Below are 16,052 nucleotides of genomic sequence, written 5' to 3'. Positions count from 1 at the left end.
TATATTTCATAATCAAGGCGCGAAGCGCACATTTTTCGATGAATATGTCAATGGTTTTTGACAAAAAAGTGGGGGGTTTTAATAAAAAGGAATCTAGAAGCGTTGAATTTACTGGCTTAGAGATTCCGAGAGAATATATAAAATATTAGGAGGATAAATCTATGTTAGATATTTTAAAAAGATTTTGGAAAGAAGAAGATGGTATGGGAGTTGTGGAGATAGCACTTATTATTATTGTGTTAGTAGGTATAGCAGTTATTTTTAAGACAGAGATAACTAATTTAGTAAAAAACCTTATTGGAAAGATAACTGGTGATGCTAATCAGTTTGTAAGCTAGAATCATAATATTGAATTTGGTATATGATGAAAGGATGTAATTAATGAATACTGATATTACATATGAAAGAGACGCCATAAACAGTTATCTTGTAATAAAAGCAGATAATGCTACTCATATTGAAAATTATGAGGTTGAGATGTTAGAGAGGAATTCTATTGATTCCTTTCTAGACCTTAACATTAGAACACTTAACACAGAAAAAAAGCTGTACTACAATATTACATCTAAGCAAAAATTAACAGAAGTACTGGAAAGGAAAAAGTTGACTTATAGTGAGCTAAACAATTTTTTTGCTAATCTAATAGGAATTATCAAAAACTGTGAAAAATATTATCTGAATTCTAACAAAATATTATTGGAGCCGGATATGATTTATATTAATCCCAATGGTTTTTTACCTTGTTATGTATATACACCTTTGGATAATTGTCAAAGGGATATTCTTGAGGATACAAAGATTATTATTGAATTCTTTTTTGATAAAGTTAGTCAAGAAGATGTAAATGCAGTAATGATGATTCATAGATTAATAACAGCATGTAAGCAACATGATTTCAATATAAATACTATAGAAAATATAATTAATAGTTCAACTAGTCCCAAAGTACAGTCTGATAATAAGATTCAAATGGAGCAAGATGATAAGAGTAATAATAGTGTAGATAAATCCAATGAGGAAGATAATTTCATTATTTCCAAGCTGATTGAACAAAATAAGCAAAGAGAAAAAATAGAAGAATCAAAGCATAAATCAGAAAATATTAAAATATCACAAAATAAAAAAGAAGAAATGACCACTAAGAATAAGAGTATTAAGAATGGGATTAAGCCAAAACAAAATAAAAAGAATGATAATCAGAAGTCAGCTACTGATAAAAGAAATTATATGCATTTTATAATTATTGGTTGTATTCAGATTCTGACAGTATTAATATTTTTGATTATGTTAAAATCTAAGATATTACATTCTGATGTAACTGGTGAAATAGAAATGGCTTCATTATTAGCATGCATTGGTATGTTACTTGCAGTTAATCTTTACAGTTCAAAAAAAGCATATGACTATATAAAGAACAAAGAAGGCAAGAATAGCTCTATCAACATGAATAAGAAAAAAGTCTATAATGAACCATCTGTCAACTCTTTTAATGTTGAATATAAGAATAGAGCTAAACTTTTTGAAGAGCCTATTCCTAAGAAAGAAAAATTAGTAAGGGAAAATAATAATACCATAGAAAAAAAATCTTATAAGGTTAGACAGAAGATGGTTACAAAACAAGAAAGTATTGATTATTCTTCAGAGGATACTATATTATTAGAGGATTACAAACAAAAATTGAATATTGAAGCTGAACCATATCTATTAAGTAAAGACGGAGATATAGTTAATAAAGTAATCATATCTAATAATCCATTTATAATTGGAAAGTTAGATAGTCAAGTAGATTATATAATAGAGAATAGTTCAGTAAGTAGAATGCATTGTAAAATTATTGAAGAGGATGGACAATATTATATAATTGACCTGAATTCTAAGAATGGCACATATTTAGATAAAGAAAGATTGGTTAGTAATAAGAGATACCAACTACATGATGGAACTCACGTTGCAATTTCCAATTGTGAATATACTTTTGAAATCAATTGATTTGTTATAAAGATTATAGTTATTATGGTTTTATAGGGAAGGATTAATAAAATTGACTAAAAAGAAATTTGAATATGGGATAATAAGCGAATGTGGATTAGTTAAAAAAGTAAATCAAGATAGGATATTAATTAAGATAGGACAAATAAATTCTATGGAATTCGGGTTATTCGTTATTGCTGATGGTATGGGAGGGCATTTATTAGGAGAAGTTGCTAGTACTATTGCAATCTGTGAACTCACTAATTGGTGGGATAGCAGTCTGGAAAAGATTATGATGGAATCTAATAATATTTTTCTTGCAGTCAAAACTAGTTTATTGGATTGTTTTAAAAATATCAATAGGACAATATACGATTCTAAGGATAAAGATAAAAAGATGGGGACAACTTTAACAGTTTTGTTCGTGTATGGGGATAAGTATGTAATTACCCATATTGGAGATAGTAGAATATATATAAAAGACACTAATTCATTAGAACAAATTTCCAAAGACCATTCCCTTGTTGCAGCAGGATTAAGACAAGGACAGCTATCTATAGATAGTTTGTATTTTAATACTAATAAGAATATATTAACTCAATGTATTGGTCTAAAAAAAAATATTAATCCATTCACTAAGATTGATTATACAGATAAAATGAGTATATTCATGTTATGCAGTGATGGAGTTTATAATTTTATTGCAAAAGAAGTAATGGATAAAATAGTAATTAAGCAACTAAAAAATAATGTAAGTTTACAATCAATTGTCAATGATATATATAATATTGTTTTAAAAAATGGAGCAGGAGATAATGCATCTATAATTCTTGTAAATTATAAAAAATACTTTTGGAGGAAATAAGATGAAATTAGATTTTAAAAGGATACCTCTAATAGTTATTGGGGGTATATTTATTTGTCTGATAATTATTGTGAATATTTCGGTAATTGATATTGGTAAAACTCCTATACAGAAATTATGCAAAGGTATAGATGAATTAGTAGACAATGATTATAACATAATAGGTGAAATAAGTATTCAAAATAAAAAAGATGATATATTGGTAACAGATGATATTTCTTTTTTATATGAAGGTGTGATCAGAAACTCTGATAATAGGATTAAATTAAGTGTTGTTGTAAAAGAAAATACCCTGGGAATAGAAAAAGAGTTAGGTGATCTGTATAAAATAGATGATAGAATAATAATTGCTCCATTAGTTGAAAAGAACAGCTATTATTATAACTTGCCTAGTAAAGAGGTGGATAAAAAATTAGGCATAATTAAGGTTGAACAAATACTGGATTATGTACATAATAATATTGATAGTGAAGGAAACAAACCAATAATAATCAATAGCCTCGGCAAAAAGTTAATGACTAATAAAATAAGCATCAATATAACTAGCAAAGATATTAATGAGATTATAATCAATGAAGAAGAATATAAAAATATAAATAATAATTTATTTGATACATTACGAAATGAAGAATATACCATTAATATTAATACATATATAGACAAAGCAAATTATGTAAAAAAAATAGAATTATTTATAGAAAACAATAATTTTAAGATTTCATCAGTAAATTGCATTGAAGAATACAATAAAGTTGATAAAATATCTATTGAAGATATATTAGATAATGGGTTAGATATTGAAGATATAGAGGAAAGGGACATATTAAGGATAATATCTAAAATGTTTGATATGTAGACTTTATGCAGAGCTAAACAGAGGGATTAATCAATGATTATCTAGATTAATAAGCGTAATTAATAAGCTTTTAATAATTTTATAATGGTATATTTATCCTAAAATATCTTATATTTATTGAAATTATTAGGTTTATAATATATAATTTAAAGAGATTTATTAAATGATTGGAGGGGGGCTAATATCATAATGAATGTCGAGAAGATGGAAACCTATCTAAAGAAAATTAGAGCAGTTCATGGTTGTAAAGTAGTTATTGACGAGAATAAAAACATTGAAGAAATTCATATAGTATCTGATTTGAGAAGAAATCCGAAACAAATCTTAAGAGACATAGAAGCAATTCTTATATCTGAGTTTGACATATCCATAGATTATAAAAAAATAAGTATTGCCCAGATAAAAGGTGATACAGTACAACAAGAGTCAGATCCAAGACTAAAGATTAAGAGTATAGAATACAATAATAATGGTTCTAACGTTGAAGTAAGAGTATTATTAGAAAAATGTGGACAAGTATATGAAAGCAGTATGTCTGGTATAAATACATCAAGTAACATTAATAGAGTACTTGGTAATGCAGTTTTAAGAGCGGTTGAGAAATTTTGTCAGGTAGAAGATAGATTTGTATTTGAAGATGCCAGAAGAGTAAATCTATCTAACGTTGAAATTATGGTTGTTAGTATCTCATCACAGTTAAAAGGAAGAGAAGAAATCTATACAGGTTCAGCCAAGATTGGTAATGATGCCAAAGAAGCTCTTGCAAGAGCTACTATGGATTCTATAAATAGGCACATTTTACAGCTGACACTTTAGTTATAAGAGGTCGACTAACCTAAAATTATTATAGTTTTTTCAGTATCTAGAGATTAGCGGAGTGGAATATAGCCTGCTATTATAGCGGATTAGCAGAGATGAAAACAAGGAGGCTATATTCAATGAAAAAAATTATTGTAGCTTTAGTTAGCTTATTATCATTAGTTTTATCAGCAGGAGCTTGGATTAGCGTTTGGTAGAATATATATGATCGGTTAGTCGACTTTTTATATATATGGAGGTATAAGAATGAATAATAAAAAGGGTATGCTGATGTATATTATTTTTATGAGTATATTAGCTGTAGCTGTTTTATATTTCCTTTATAATAAGTATGAAATAGGTCCAGCAGATGATATACTTTTTTGGGGACTATTGGCTACTGTAACTGAAACTTTTTTAATATCTTTTCCTTCTGGAGTAGCTGTTTCTGTTGGGCTTGCAGTTACTATAACAGCTATGATTATATGTGGTCCTATTACTGGTGCAATAGTTGCTGGTATAGGATTTATCTTCCGAATGCCTGTAATTGAAGGAGAGAGAAGGCATATTTTTAATACACAGATTACAAGAACAATATTTAATATTTCTCAAGTAGTAGTTGTTATTGGTATTGCCGGGGAAATACTATATGGTGTGCTTGGATATACAAAAGGAACTCTAAATACTTTATCCGAATTAATTCCAGTGGTACTTATAATAATATTGATATGTGAAATTTTAAATTCATTCTTGGTAGCGATTATGATAAATCTTATGTATGAAAAAAACATATTAGAAACATTTGTAAATAACATAAAGGGTATTGTTCCTAGTTTATTAGGAATTGGTGCTCTAGGTATAATAATGGCCCTAGCCGATATAAGATATGGGAAAGGTGTAGTTGTTTTGTTTTTTGCCCCTCTATTGGTAGCAAGGTATTCATTTAAATTATATTTTGAATCACAATCAATGGCAATGGAAACGATACATGCATTAAATGACGCTTTGGAAGTAAAAGACGCTTATACAGGAGGACATGCAACACGTGTTGGGGAATATGCTGTCAAACTTGCAAAAGCATCAGGTATGAAGAAAAAAGAAGTTGAAATGATTCAAACAGCTGCACTTCTTCATGACATTGGAAAAATAGGAATACCTGACTTCATCCTGAATAAAAAAGGCAAACTAACAAAAGAAGAGTATGATATTATAAAAGAACATCCTGTCATGGGTGCAAGAATACTTAGTAATGTAGACTCACTAAAAGATATATCTAATATTATTAGACATCATCATGAAAAATATGATGGAACAGGCTATCCAGATGCTTTAAAGGGTTCTGATATTCCTATAGAATCAGCTATCTTAGCTATAGCTGACAGCTTTGATGCAATGACAACAGATAGACCATATAAAAGAGCTATGGCTTCTTTAGAAGCGCTAGATGAATTAAAAGTAAACAAAGGTAAACAGTTTAATCCTCTTTTGGTTGATGAATTTATTAAAGTTATGTATGAATAAGGTGAGAATATGATACTCGAAAGCATTGTTTTATCTATTATAGTTGGATACATTAGAAAAGGGCGATTAATTAACTTTGAAAATATAGAAATCAAAGCATGGTATTTAATTATTACAAGTCAACTACTCCAAATAACAGCTATTCGACTAGGAAACAGTATTAATATCAATACAACTGTTTTCTATATAATGCATATATTATCATACATAATACTATTAATACCACTTGCAGTAAACCATAGATTAATATCTATGAATCTATTATCCATAGGTACAATTCTTAATCTAATCCCTATAGCATTAAATAATGGACAAATGCCCGTATATCTACCACAAGGTGCCAACGCATCTTTTGATATGGGACACGTACTTGCCACTAATACAACAAAAGCATACATACTATCCGACATAATCCCAATACTAAAACCCTATCCCCTACCCAAAATCATTAGTATTGGCGATATATTCATCCTAATAGGAATCTTTCTCCTAATCCAACAAGGAATGCTTAAAACCAAAACCAAAATATAAAATTCTTCTAGCCTTGTCACAATCTTATCCACCAATACAAAAGTGGATATCTCACTTCAAACCACACTATCCACAAAGTGTTATATAGTTAAGTTTTACTCAGACCGTTCCTTTGGAGTAAGGCAAGTAAAACTTAACTATATAACACAACGTAGCCATCAGTGAAAAAATAAACCATAATTAAATAAAGTACATTGCTATCATTCCTAGTCACAATTTGTTAACAATTTAATTTGTCGACAACTGTTAAATGAACGAGAAGTTTGTGATATAATACCTTCAAGGAGTGATAAATAATGAAAAAAGCAATGAAAGTTGTAATGATTTCTTTAATTTTGCTATTAGGGGGATTTTTTGCTTATCATTACATAGTTGATATGCTACCTAATTTTGAACAAGCAAGCATAAAGGAAATATTACCAAACTATCAAAAAGGGAACATATCAGTTATAATTGAAGATGAAAATATAGAAATAAACTACACAATCAAATTGGTAGAAGAAAAACTCTACATACCAGTGGATTTAGTTAATAAATATATAGATCCTTATTATCATTGGGATGAAAAAGAAAAAACATTAACTTATACAACAAGTAATAAAGTAATCAGAATGAAAAATGATGCTCTTACATATTTTGTAAATAGTGAACCCTTAGAGTTAGACATGCCCATAATGACATTTGAAACAGATATGGCATACATACCCATGGACTTGATATTAGAATTTTCTGAAATAGAATTCGAACATAACAAAGACTTGAAGATACTTGTATTAGACTATCTAAGTAATAGATATAAAACATCTAATGTTGTCAAGAAAAAATCCTACATAAGATTAGACACAAATGAAAAAAGTAAAGTCGTAGAAAAGATATCCATTAATGATGAACTAAGAGTATATGAACAATATGATGGATGGGTAAGAGTTAGAAGTGAAAGCGGGTTATTAGGTTATATGAAAAGAGCTGATCTAGGGGTAATAAAAGACATATATCCAAAAATTGCAAAAAAAGAAAATCCACAGTATAATTATAAAAAGAATATTGATGGTCTTATTAATATCGCTTGGCACCAAGTGACAAGAACGGCTGCTAACAGCTCAATCAAAAATGTATTAGAAGACGTTAAAGGTCTTGATGTCATATCACCGACTTGGTTTTCAATTAAGAATTCTGATGGAGATATAAATAATATCGCTAGTAATGAATATGTACAATATGCAAAAGCAAAAGGATATCAGGTATGGGCATTATTGAGCAATAAATTTGACAAAAAGATTACTCATGATGTATTAAGCAGTACTGAAAAAAGAGAAAAAGTCATAAAACAAATATTAGCATTAACGTCTATATATGATTTAGACGGTATCAATATAGATTTTGAAAATGTTGCAAAAGAAGACGGAATATATTTTGTACAATTCATAAGAGAATTAACACCTTACCTTAAGGCTCAAGACGTAGTCGTATCTGTAGATACCTATGTACCTTCAGCTTGGACAGCTCATTATAATAGAACGGAAGTAGGTAAGGTGGTTGATTACGTTATTATCATGGGTTATGATGAACACTGGGCAACATCACCTGAAAGTGGTTCTGTAGCTTCAATAGGTTTTGTTGAGCGAGGTATCTTGGATACTCTGAAAGAAGTCAGGAGAGAAAAAGTTATTCTAGGATTACCATATTATACTCGTTTATGGACAGAAGAAGAAGAGGATGGTTTGATTAATGTATCTTCTAAAGCATACAGTATGGATAGGGCTAGAAAAATACTTGATGATAATGACGCAGAAATAGTATGGAATGAAGAGGTGAAACAGTTCTACGGTGATTATGAAAAAGATAATAAAGTTTATAAGATTTGGCTAGAAGAAGAGCGTTCCATAGAAGAAAAGGTTAAGTTGGTAATTGAGAATGATTTAGCTGGTGTTGCAGGATGGAAAATAGGATTAGAAAAAAATGAAATATGGGATGTCTTACATGATTATCTGAAGAAATAAGTAGAAAATAAATTATATATGCATAATAAGTATGTCTTAATTAATATATTTATAAAAAATACTTGGTGGATATATGATAATAATTATTAAAAAAACTCATGTTATGATGTGGGTAGTCTCTTTGATAATATTAATATTTTTGGTAGCAACCATATTATATGCCAATAAGGTGATTAATGTTTTTTCAAGTGTGGAAGATAAATATGTTGTTGTCGTTGATGCTGGGCATGGAGGATTTGACCCTGGCAAAGTAGGAGTCAATGGTGAATTAGAAAAAAATATTAATCTATTAATTGCAATAAAATTAAAAGAATACTTGGAATATAGTCAAGTAAATGTTGTCATGACACGTGAAGATGATGGCGGGCTATATAGTGAGTCAAGTAAAAATAAAAAAAGAGAAGATATGAACAAACGAAAGGAGATAATTAATACAAGTGGGGGAGATATACTAGTAAGTATACATCAAAATAGCTTTTCTCAAGAAAAATATAGAGGAGCACAAGTTTTTTACTATGCTTCATCTGATGATGGTAAAAAATTAGCTCAGTACATACAGCAAGAAATAAAAACTTTTGTAGATAATGAAAATAATCGACAAGTAAAAGATAGTAATTCATATTTTATATTAAAACAAACTAATATACCAGGTGTTATAGTAGAATGTGGTTTTTTATCCAACTATTCAGAGGCAGAATTATTGATGACTGATATATACCAAGATAAAATTGCATGGGCTATTTACATTGGGATTATAAAATTTTTAGAAGAGAAATAAATTTTAGGGCTGTCTTAAAACACATTTAATGGTAATTAGGTGCCTTATCATGTATATTAAGACAGCTCTTTAATTAAATGTTAAGAGGTGCAAATATGAACAGATTAAAAGCTTTTGGGAATAGTGTAATATACGTGATTATTTCTAAGTTGATACAGGTATTAGCAGTTGTAGTCGCAGGTATTTATTTTACTGTGAAGCTTAATGTATATGGAACTTCGGAAGAAGATTTATATAGTTTTTTTGCCAGTCATTCTTTGCTAATAACTATAATTGCGTGGGTTGTTACTTTTGGAATTATTTTATTAATATATTTAATTAGTAAAAATAGCTTTATTAATGAAACTAATTTGAATAAAAGAATATCATTCAAGACTATAGCCATATGCATAGTATGTGGTATAGGTATTAATATAGCTATAGATGGAATTTTGACTATGATAAATATAAATGAATTGGTTCCTGAATATGAAGAATTGATGGCAAGTATCTCCAATAATAATTTTTATATTACTCTAATTAGTGTAGGAATATTAGCTCCTATTTTTGAGGAATTATTATATCGAGGAATTGTGTTAAATAAATTAAGAAATGGATTCAGTATTTTTGGAGCAGTAATGATACAAGCTATATTTTTTGGTATAGGTCATATGAATTTAGTACAGGGTACATATGCATTTTTGATAGGTATTATTTTAGGGTATGTAGTTGTTTGGACAGGCAGTCTATATAGTTCTATCATATTACATATTGTAATTAACTCCTTCACTACGATTATTTCAAATATGCAAGGGAAAGAAATAGGATATAATTACTTATTAACTTTTATTGGGACTGGAGTTTTGTTGACAATAATAGGTTTAAGAATTATATACGTAATGAGTGAAAAAAAAGAAAACGATATAATAGAGTTTATTGATTGATGTTATACTATATATAGGTTAGACTTTTAATTTGGTAAATTTATGGTATAATATATAAGTTGAATTAAATACTATAGAGATCATTTTATGGAGACATTTATAATGGAGACAATAATTCGTAGAGTAGACATTAATAATATTGATAATAATATAATTGTAGAGGCAGCAAATATCTTGCAAAATGGGGGGCTAGTGGCATTTCCTACTGAGACAGTATATGGAATTGGTGCTAATTCTTTAGATATTAATGCAGTAAAAAAGATATATATAGCAAAAGGAAGACCTTCTGATAATCCATTGATTGTTCATGTAGCTAATAAAGAAGATATTAAGAAATATGTTACTAATATTGGTATGACAGCAGAAAAATTAATGGATAGATTTTGGCCAGGCCCTTTAACTCTAATATTTGAGAAGAATGACATCATTCCAGATAATATAACAGGGGGACTTTCAACTGTAGCTATTAGAATGCCATCTCATAAAATTGCAAGAAGTATAATAGAAGCTTCTGATCTACCTATTGCGGCTCCAAGTGCTAATGTGTCTGGTAAACCAAGTCCAACTATGGCAAAGCATGTAATTAACGATTTAAGCGGAAAAGTTGATATGATTGTTGATGGCGGTTTCTCAGAGATTGGCCTTGAATCTACTGTAGTAGATGTATCAGGCATTACTCCTACAATACTTAGACCTGGTGGAGTAACAAAAGAAATGCTTCATGAAGTAATAGGTTCAGTTAGTATTGACCCTGCAATTAAGTCTTCAAATAAGAATTTGGTACCTAAAGCACCAGGAATGAAATATAGACATTATGCTCCAAATGCAGAGTTGATTGTGTTTAAAGGCAAAAGTAATAAAGTAGTATCTCATATTAATGAATTAGTTGATATAGAACAACAAAAGAATAAAAGAATAGGTGTTATAGCTACTAAACAAACAGAAAACTACTATAATTGTAATAATATTATAAGTATTGGTGATAAAAATAATTCAGGAGAAATAGCATCTAACTTATTTAGGATATTAAGAAAATTTGATGAAATGAACGTTGATATAATATATTGTGAAGCTTTTTCTAATAAGGATATTGGTACAGCTACTATGAATAGACTTTTGAAAGCAGCTGGTAATAAGATTATAAATATTGATTAGTCAAAAAGGTGATTTGATGAAAAAAATTATTTTTGTGTGTACTGGAAATACTTGCAGGAGTCCTATGGCAGAAGCGTTGGCGTATAAGAGTTTTAATGATAATGATATTGATATCAAAGTTTCGTCTAGAGGTATACTTGTAACATTTCCTTCACCTGCTAGTGAATATACAGCTCAAGCTGTGAAAGAGTATTATCCTGATGTAGTAGGACATGTTGCTACTGTATTCAGTGAAGAAGAAGTTGATACTGAAACTTTAGTACTTACTATGACTGGTAGACATAAGGAATACCTACACATGACATATCCAAATATTAAAGAAAATGTTTTAACATTAAAAGAGTATGTAGATGAATCAGGAGATATAACCGATCCATTTGGTAATGGAAAAGATGTTTATATGAAGTGCGCTGAAGATATTAAGGTTTTAATTAATAAATTAGTTAATAGAATTAAAAATACGGAGGAAATATTATGATAGCAATTGGTAGTGATCACGGTGGTTTTGAATTAAAACAAGAAGTAATTAAATATTTAGAAGCTAATAAAATAGAATATAAAGATTATGGATGTTATAATCAGAATTCTGTAGATTATCCTGATTTTGCAAAACACGTTTGTAAAGCAATTGTTGATAAAGAATGTGACAAAGGAATACTTATTTGTGGTACAGGTATTGGTATATCGATGGCTGCTAACAAAGTTAAAGGTATTAGAGCCGCTCTATGTCATGATTGTTTTTCAGCTAAAGCTACTAGAGAACACAACGATGCCAATGTGTTAGCTCTTGGTGGAAGAATTGTTGGTGTTGAGTTAGCTTTAATGATTGTTGACATTTTCTTAAATACTGAATTTTCCAATGACGAAAGACATATTAGAAGAATAAATAAAATAGAAATAGATTAATATATCGGGGGATAACATTATGAGACCATCGTGGGACGAGTATTTCATGGATATTGTTGAGATAATTAAAGGCAGATCTACATGCTTAAGAAGAAAAGTAGGTGCTGTTATTGTTAAGGATAGAAGAATACTTACAACAGGTTATAATGGAGCACCATCAGGTTGTAAACATTGTGCTGAGATTGGATGTTTAAGAGAACAATTAAATATTCCATCTGGACAGAGACATGAGCTTTGTAGAGCTTCGCATGCTGAACAAAATGCAATAGTACAAGCTGCTATGCATGGAGTATCAATTGATGGTGGTACAATATATGTAACAGATCAACCATGCGTTATATGTTCTAAGTTAATTATTAATGCTGGTCTGAAAAGGGTAGTTTTCAAAGGCTCGTATCCAGATGAACTCTCCATGGAGCTATTAAAAGAAGCAGGCATTATTGTAGATAAGTATGAATAAGCTTTTTAAGGGGAGATGGAAAGAAAATGTTTGAATTTCTAAAAGGTATAAATAGTAATTTAATATATATAATTGCTTTTGCCATTGCCTTTGTTATAGCATGTTTTACTACACCGCTTAGCAAAAAATTTGCGTATAAAGTTGGTGCTATTGATATGCCAAAAGCCAGAGGAATGAATACAAAACCAATGCCATTAGCCGGTGGAATATCTATTGTATTAGGTTTTTTGGTTACTATAGGCCTAATTGCACCTTCTATTAAACATCTGGAACTAATTCATTTGATTGGTTTAATAATTGGTGGTATTGTAATAACCATTGTGGGATTGTTAGATGATATATATGATTTACCAGCTAAGTTGAAATTATTTTTTCAAATATTAGCTGCTCTAATTGTGATAATTACTGGAACTACAATTCATGCAATTAGCTGGCCGTGGGCACCTGGTGGTGTTTTATTATTGGGTTCTTTTAGCAATGTTATAACAATTATATGGATAATAGGAGTAACTAATGCTGTTAATTTGATAGATGGATTAGATGGATTAGCCACAGGAGTATCCTCAATAGCAGCACTTTGTTTAATGTTTATATCTATATTAAATGGAGAACCAACTGCGGTACTATTAACCGCAGCACTTGCAGGTTCTTGCTTAGGATTTTTACCTCATAATTTTAATCCTGCCACTATATATATGGGTGATACAGGATCAACATTTTTAGGATTTACATTATCAGTTATTTCTATTCAAGGATTTATCAAAAGTTATACAGCCATAACTATCATTGTAGCTGTGCTTATTTTAGGATTACCTATATTTGATACTTTTTTTGCAATACTTAGAAGAATAGCTAATGGTAAACCTGTTATGCAAGCGGATAGAGGACATCTACATCATAGATTAGTTGACAGAGGGTATAGTCATAAAAGAGCTGTACTCACCTTGTATGGTATAAGTGGTGGATTCGGTATTGCTGGTATACTAATAGCTATGAACGATATAATGTTCGCTCTTATAATTATTGGTTTGATCCTAGTAGTTTGGTTACTTGATTTTATAGCAAGAAGAATTAAAAATAAGTGATAGTCATAGAAAAGATAGGTAGATTATATATAATGTGAGGAAAAAATATGAAAAAAATAATACTATTAGTGAGTATAACGATAGTAGGAATGTTATTATTATTTTTTATAAATGATAATTCCCATGACATTCAGATTACGATTAACGAAGATTTGGATTTATATATAAGGTCTTCAAATGATTTTACAATAAAAGTTGAAGATAAGAACTGTATTGAATATTCTCAGTTGATTAGTGAGGAAAACCATTTTTCTGTATATGACAAACAGAATAAGATTGGGTCAGTGGAAGTTATCAATAAAAAAATTGGTAAGGATAATATCTTATTCTTAAAAGCTAATGGAGAATCTAAGGAGTTTTCATTGGATGTTAAACTTAGAAGTAAAATGAAAGTAAATAATATCATAGAAGGCTTATATGATAATAATGATATAATGGTATTCAATAATAGAACCAACGATTCAATAAATATGAATAATGAAAGTCAATTATACCTAGATGGTGAAAATTATAGTATAAGATTGGGTAATCCTTATTATGTTAAGGAATTAGGACATTCAGTAATAGATGTTATTAGCAATAGTAATGGATGGAATATTAACGGTAACGAAGGAATTGATACTAAGATACAACTTGATGTTAAAGATAATATGGAGATTAATCTAGAGACTATTATTTCATCTAATAAACTAGTTGATTTTGAAGATGATACTACTCTTGATTTAATAAGAAGATTGGACTTATATAATAAGAAGATATTCAGAAGTGATGGTATCTACTATAATATAGCTAATAATTATATACCTTATGGAAGGGAATCCAAATGGAATTATCCTTCAGGGTTTCCACTTATAATAATGTATGAAAATATTAAGAACAATAATTTGTTTAGGCTAGTTGGAATTAGTTTGTTATATGATTACATAGATAAATTCAACGATAATCATTACATACCTAGTTTACCAAGATCAACATGGCTTTATGAAGATTACGATATTAATTATGAATTTTATGATACAAGATTTAATACTGATACTATCATGGCACTAATCTATTGGGATCAAATATTAGATGAGCCTATAATAAAAGATATAATCGATAATTATTTTTCTTTTTTTATAGATTATGTATATACTAATAATTGGAAAACGGAAAATGATGGTTTGTTTATACCAGATTATAAGAACAAAAATGGAAATAAATCTAAAACACACTGTTCTCTTAATCATCTAGTATCAGAAATTAACGCAATATATCTATATGATAAATATTATAATTGTGATAACAAGTACATAATATTGGCTGAACAGATGCAGCAGGCTATAATTGACACATATACTAATTGGATAAAGGATAATAATGATTTTTGGTATTGTATAAAACAAAATGGTGAATATGGATTAACTGATTATAGAGAATTAACACTAAAGGATATGAAATTATTAGTTGATCTTTTGAATGAGAGAGGCGAAACTATACCCAATGAATTTAACAAGCTCATTGAAAGCAAGACAAAATGGCTTGAAATTAATTAAAAAAGAATTTTTAAAAAGCTATCTCAAAATAATATATTTAAGAGATAGCTTCTAAATTTTAATCTTTTATTATATTTTTAAGTGATTGTATAGCCTTTTTTTCATCAGATGCGTATATGAGATAAGAAATGTCTATTTCAGATGTAGTAATCATTTTGATGTCTACATCTGCTTCTGATAGTATGACCATTGTTTTAGCAGCGATTCCAGGTTGGTATTTCATATTTTCATCATATAGTGAAAGCTTGGTATTATTAGAATTAACATCAATACGTAGACTAGGTATATGCTTTTTATATGTCCCTAGTGTTTGAATAGCATTAAATAATACATCATCTTGTAGAGTAAAACATATATTTATTTTTCCTTTTAATGGTGATGTTTGGCTAATCATATCTACATTAATATCAGCTTCTGCCAAAGAAGTAAATATTTTAGCTATGCTTTTATTATTAATAGGTATGTTAGCTAATGTAATTAAAGTTACATTTTGTGTAATGTTAAGTTTACTAATAATTTTATCCATATATAACACTCCTATGAATTATTTATAATAATAAAGTATAAGAATGATTATAGCATATACTAACCTAGGTAACAAATACTATTTGATAAAAATCAGTTATTAAAATAAAACCAATAGAGTTAATTGTTTATTTGAAATACAT

The 16,052-nt window shown here is 28.9% G+C and carries 17 protein-coding genes; 16 read left to right on the top strand and 1 reads right to left on the bottom strand.

From position 1 onward, the window contains the following. Positions 1–161 precede the first annotated feature (161 nt). From N4A55_RS15495 to N4A55_RS15420, 16 genes are all read left to right on the top strand, one after another. Entirely contained in the window at positions 162–338 is a 177-nt protein-coding gene (locus tag N4A55_RS15495; RefSeq protein WP_293758077.1) for a Flp1 family type IVb pilin, read from the top strand. 43 nt (positions 339–381) lie between these two features. Further along, positions 382–1,989 (top strand): DUF6382 domain-containing protein, encoded by a 1,608-nt coding sequence (locus N4A55_RS15490; protein ID WP_293758075.1) that lies wholly within the window; start codon positions 382–384, stop codon positions 1,987–1,989. A 52-nt stretch (positions 1,990–2,041) separates the two neighbouring features. After that, positions 2,042–2,836 carry a PP2C family protein-serine/threonine phosphatase gene (locus N4A55_RS15485; RefSeq protein WP_293758072.1) on the top strand — a complete coding sequence of 265 codons (795 nt, stop codon included), beginning with the start codon at positions 2,042–2,044 and terminating at the stop codon, positions 2,834–2,836. Position 2,837: 1 nt separating this feature from the next. After that, on the top strand, positions 2,838–3,692 hold the full coding sequence (locus N4A55_RS15480) for a hypothetical protein (RefSeq protein WP_293758070.1): 855 nt from the start codon (positions 2,838–2,840) through the stop codon (positions 3,690–3,692). Positions 3,693–3,881: 189 nt separating this feature from the next. Next, positions 3,882–4,508: a hypothetical protein gene (locus N4A55_RS15475; protein ID WP_293758068.1), complete on the top strand. Its 627-nt coding sequence runs from the start codon at positions 3,882–3,884 to the stop codon at positions 4,506–4,508. Positions 4,509–4,757: 249 nt separating this feature from the next. Next, positions 4,758–6,011 (top strand): HD-GYP domain-containing protein, encoded by a 1,254-nt coding sequence (locus N4A55_RS15470; protein ID WP_293758067.1) that lies wholly within the window; start codon positions 4,758–4,760, stop codon positions 6,009–6,011. Between the two features lie 9 nt (positions 6,012–6,020). Further along, positions 6,021–6,542, top strand: a complete 522-nt coding sequence (locus N4A55_RS15465) for a DUF5317 domain-containing protein (protein ID WP_293758065.1) — start codon at positions 6,021–6,023, stop codon at positions 6,540–6,542. A gap of 296 nt (positions 6,543–6,838) precedes the next feature. Continuing rightward, positions 6,839–8,542, top strand: a complete 1,704-nt coding sequence (locus N4A55_RS15460; RefSeq protein WP_293758062.1) for a glycosyl hydrolase family 18 protein — start codon at positions 6,839–6,841, stop codon at positions 8,540–8,542. A gap of 73 nt (positions 8,543–8,615) precedes the next feature. Then, the gene (gene cwlD, locus N4A55_RS15455; protein WP_293758059.1) at positions 8,616–9,320 is read left to right on the top strand and encodes an N-acetylmuramoyl-L-alanine amidase CwlD; all 705 of its coding nucleotides are present in this window, start codon (positions 8,616–8,618) and stop codon (positions 9,318–9,320) included. Positions 9,321–9,415: 95 nt separating this feature from the next. After that, positions 9,416–10,243: a CPBP family intramembrane glutamic endopeptidase gene (locus tag N4A55_RS15450; RefSeq protein WP_293758057.1), complete on the top strand. Its 828-nt coding sequence runs from the start codon at positions 9,416–9,418 to the stop codon at positions 10,241–10,243. 102 nt (positions 10,244–10,345) lie between these two features. After that, on the top strand, positions 10,346–11,398 hold the full coding sequence (locus tag N4A55_RS15445) for an L-threonylcarbamoyladenylate synthase (RefSeq protein ID WP_293758055.1): 1,053 nt from the start codon (positions 10,346–10,348) through the stop codon (positions 11,396–11,398). A 16-nt stretch (positions 11,399–11,414) separates the two neighbouring features. Next, on the top strand, positions 11,415–11,876 hold the full coding sequence (locus N4A55_RS15440; protein ID WP_293758053.1) for a low molecular weight protein arginine phosphatase: 462 nt from the start codon (positions 11,415–11,417) through the stop codon (positions 11,874–11,876). Further along, on the top strand, positions 11,873–12,304 hold the full coding sequence (gene rpiB / locus N4A55_RS15435) for a ribose 5-phosphate isomerase B (protein ID WP_293758052.1): 432 nt from the start codon (positions 11,873–11,875) through the stop codon (positions 12,302–12,304). Before N4A55_RS15440 ends, rpiB begins: the two co-directional genes overlap by 4 nt. A gap of 19 nt (positions 12,305–12,323) precedes the next feature. Next, on the top strand, positions 12,324–12,764 hold the full coding sequence (locus N4A55_RS15430; protein WP_113673117.1) for a deoxycytidylate deaminase: 441 nt from the start codon (positions 12,324–12,326) through the stop codon (positions 12,762–12,764). A 26-nt stretch (positions 12,765–12,790) separates the two neighbouring features. Further along, a complete protein-coding gene (locus N4A55_RS15425) occupies positions 12,791–13,849 on the top strand; it encodes a glycosyltransferase family 4 protein (protein WP_293758048.1) in 1,059 nt (352 codons plus the stop codon). 47 nt (positions 13,850–13,896) lie between these two features. Further along, complete coding sequence (locus tag N4A55_RS15420; RefSeq protein WP_293758046.1) at positions 13,897–15,384, top strand: hypothetical protein; 1,488 nt, start codon at positions 13,897–13,899, stop codon at positions 15,382–15,384. A 58-nt stretch (positions 15,385–15,442) separates the two neighbouring features. On the opposite strand, the gene N4A55_RS15415 is transcribed toward N4A55_RS15420, so the two are convergent. Continuing rightward, the gene (locus N4A55_RS15415; RefSeq protein WP_293758043.1) at positions 15,443–15,910 is read right to left on the bottom strand and encodes an ACT domain-containing protein; all 468 of its coding nucleotides are present in this window, start codon (positions 15,908–15,910) and stop codon (positions 15,443–15,445) included. Between the last annotated feature and the right edge of the window lie 142 nt (positions 15,911–16,052).

Source organism: Vallitalea sp. (genome assembly GCF_025211055.1).
GTDB lineage: Bacteria > Bacillota > Clostridia > Lachnospirales > Vallitaleaceae > Vallitalea.
This window is presented reverse-complemented; position numbering and strand designations above follow the sequence as displayed.

Excerpts from the sequence above, each read along its gene's own strand:
- N4A55_RS15420 (WP_293758046.1), top strand. The coding sequence starts at position 13,897 with ATGAAAAAAATAATACTATTAGTGAGTATAACGATAGTAGGAATGTTA.
- N4A55_RS15465 (WP_293758065.1), top strand. The coding sequence starts at position 6,021 with ATGATACTCGAAAGCATTGTTTTATCTATTATAGTTGGATACATTAGA.
- N4A55_RS15480 (WP_293758070.1), top strand. The coding sequence starts at position 2,838 with ATGAAATTAGATTTTAAAAGGATACCTCTAATAGTTATTGGGGGTATA.
- N4A55_RS15415 (WP_293758043.1), bottom strand. The coding sequence starts at position 15,910 with ATGGATAAAATTATTAGTAAACTTAACATTACACAAAATGTAACTTTA.
- N4A55_RS15495 (WP_293758077.1), top strand. The coding sequence starts at position 162 with ATGTTAGATATTTTAAAAAGATTTTGGAAAGAAGAAGATGGTATGGGA.
- N4A55_RS15450 (WP_293758057.1), top strand. The coding sequence starts at position 9,416 with ATGAACAGATTAAAAGCTTTTGGGAATAGTGTAATATACGTGATTATT.
- cwlD (WP_293758059.1), top strand. The coding sequence starts at position 8,616 with ATGATAATAATTATTAAAAAAACTCATGTTATGATGTGGGTAGTCTCT.
- N4A55_RS15475 (WP_293758068.1), top strand. The coding sequence starts at position 3,882 with ATGAATGTCGAGAAGATGGAAACCTATCTAAAGAAAATTAGAGCAGTT.
- N4A55_RS15470 (WP_293758067.1), top strand. The coding sequence starts at position 4,758 with ATGAATAATAAAAAGGGTATGCTGATGTATATTATTTTTATGAGTATA.
- N4A55_RS15430 (WP_113673117.1), top strand. The coding sequence starts at position 12,324 with ATGAGACCATCGTGGGACGAGTATTTCATGGATATTGTTGAGATAATT.
- rpiB (WP_293758052.1), top strand. The coding sequence starts at position 11,873 with ATGATAGCAATTGGTAGTGATCACGGTGGTTTTGAATTAAAACAAGAA.
- N4A55_RS15445 (WP_293758055.1), top strand. The coding sequence starts at position 10,346 with ATGGAGACAATAATTCGTAGAGTAGACATTAATAATATTGATAATAAT.
- N4A55_RS15440 (WP_293758053.1), top strand. The coding sequence starts at position 11,415 with ATGAAAAAAATTATTTTTGTGTGTACTGGAAATACTTGCAGGAGTCCT.
- N4A55_RS15425 (WP_293758048.1), top strand. The coding sequence starts at position 12,791 with ATGTTTGAATTTCTAAAAGGTATAAATAGTAATTTAATATATATAATT.
- N4A55_RS15490 (WP_293758075.1), top strand. The coding sequence starts at position 382 with ATGAATACTGATATTACATATGAAAGAGACGCCATAAACAGTTATCTT.
- N4A55_RS15460 (WP_293758062.1), top strand. The coding sequence starts at position 6,839 with ATGAAAAAAGCAATGAAAGTTGTAATGATTTCTTTAATTTTGCTATTA.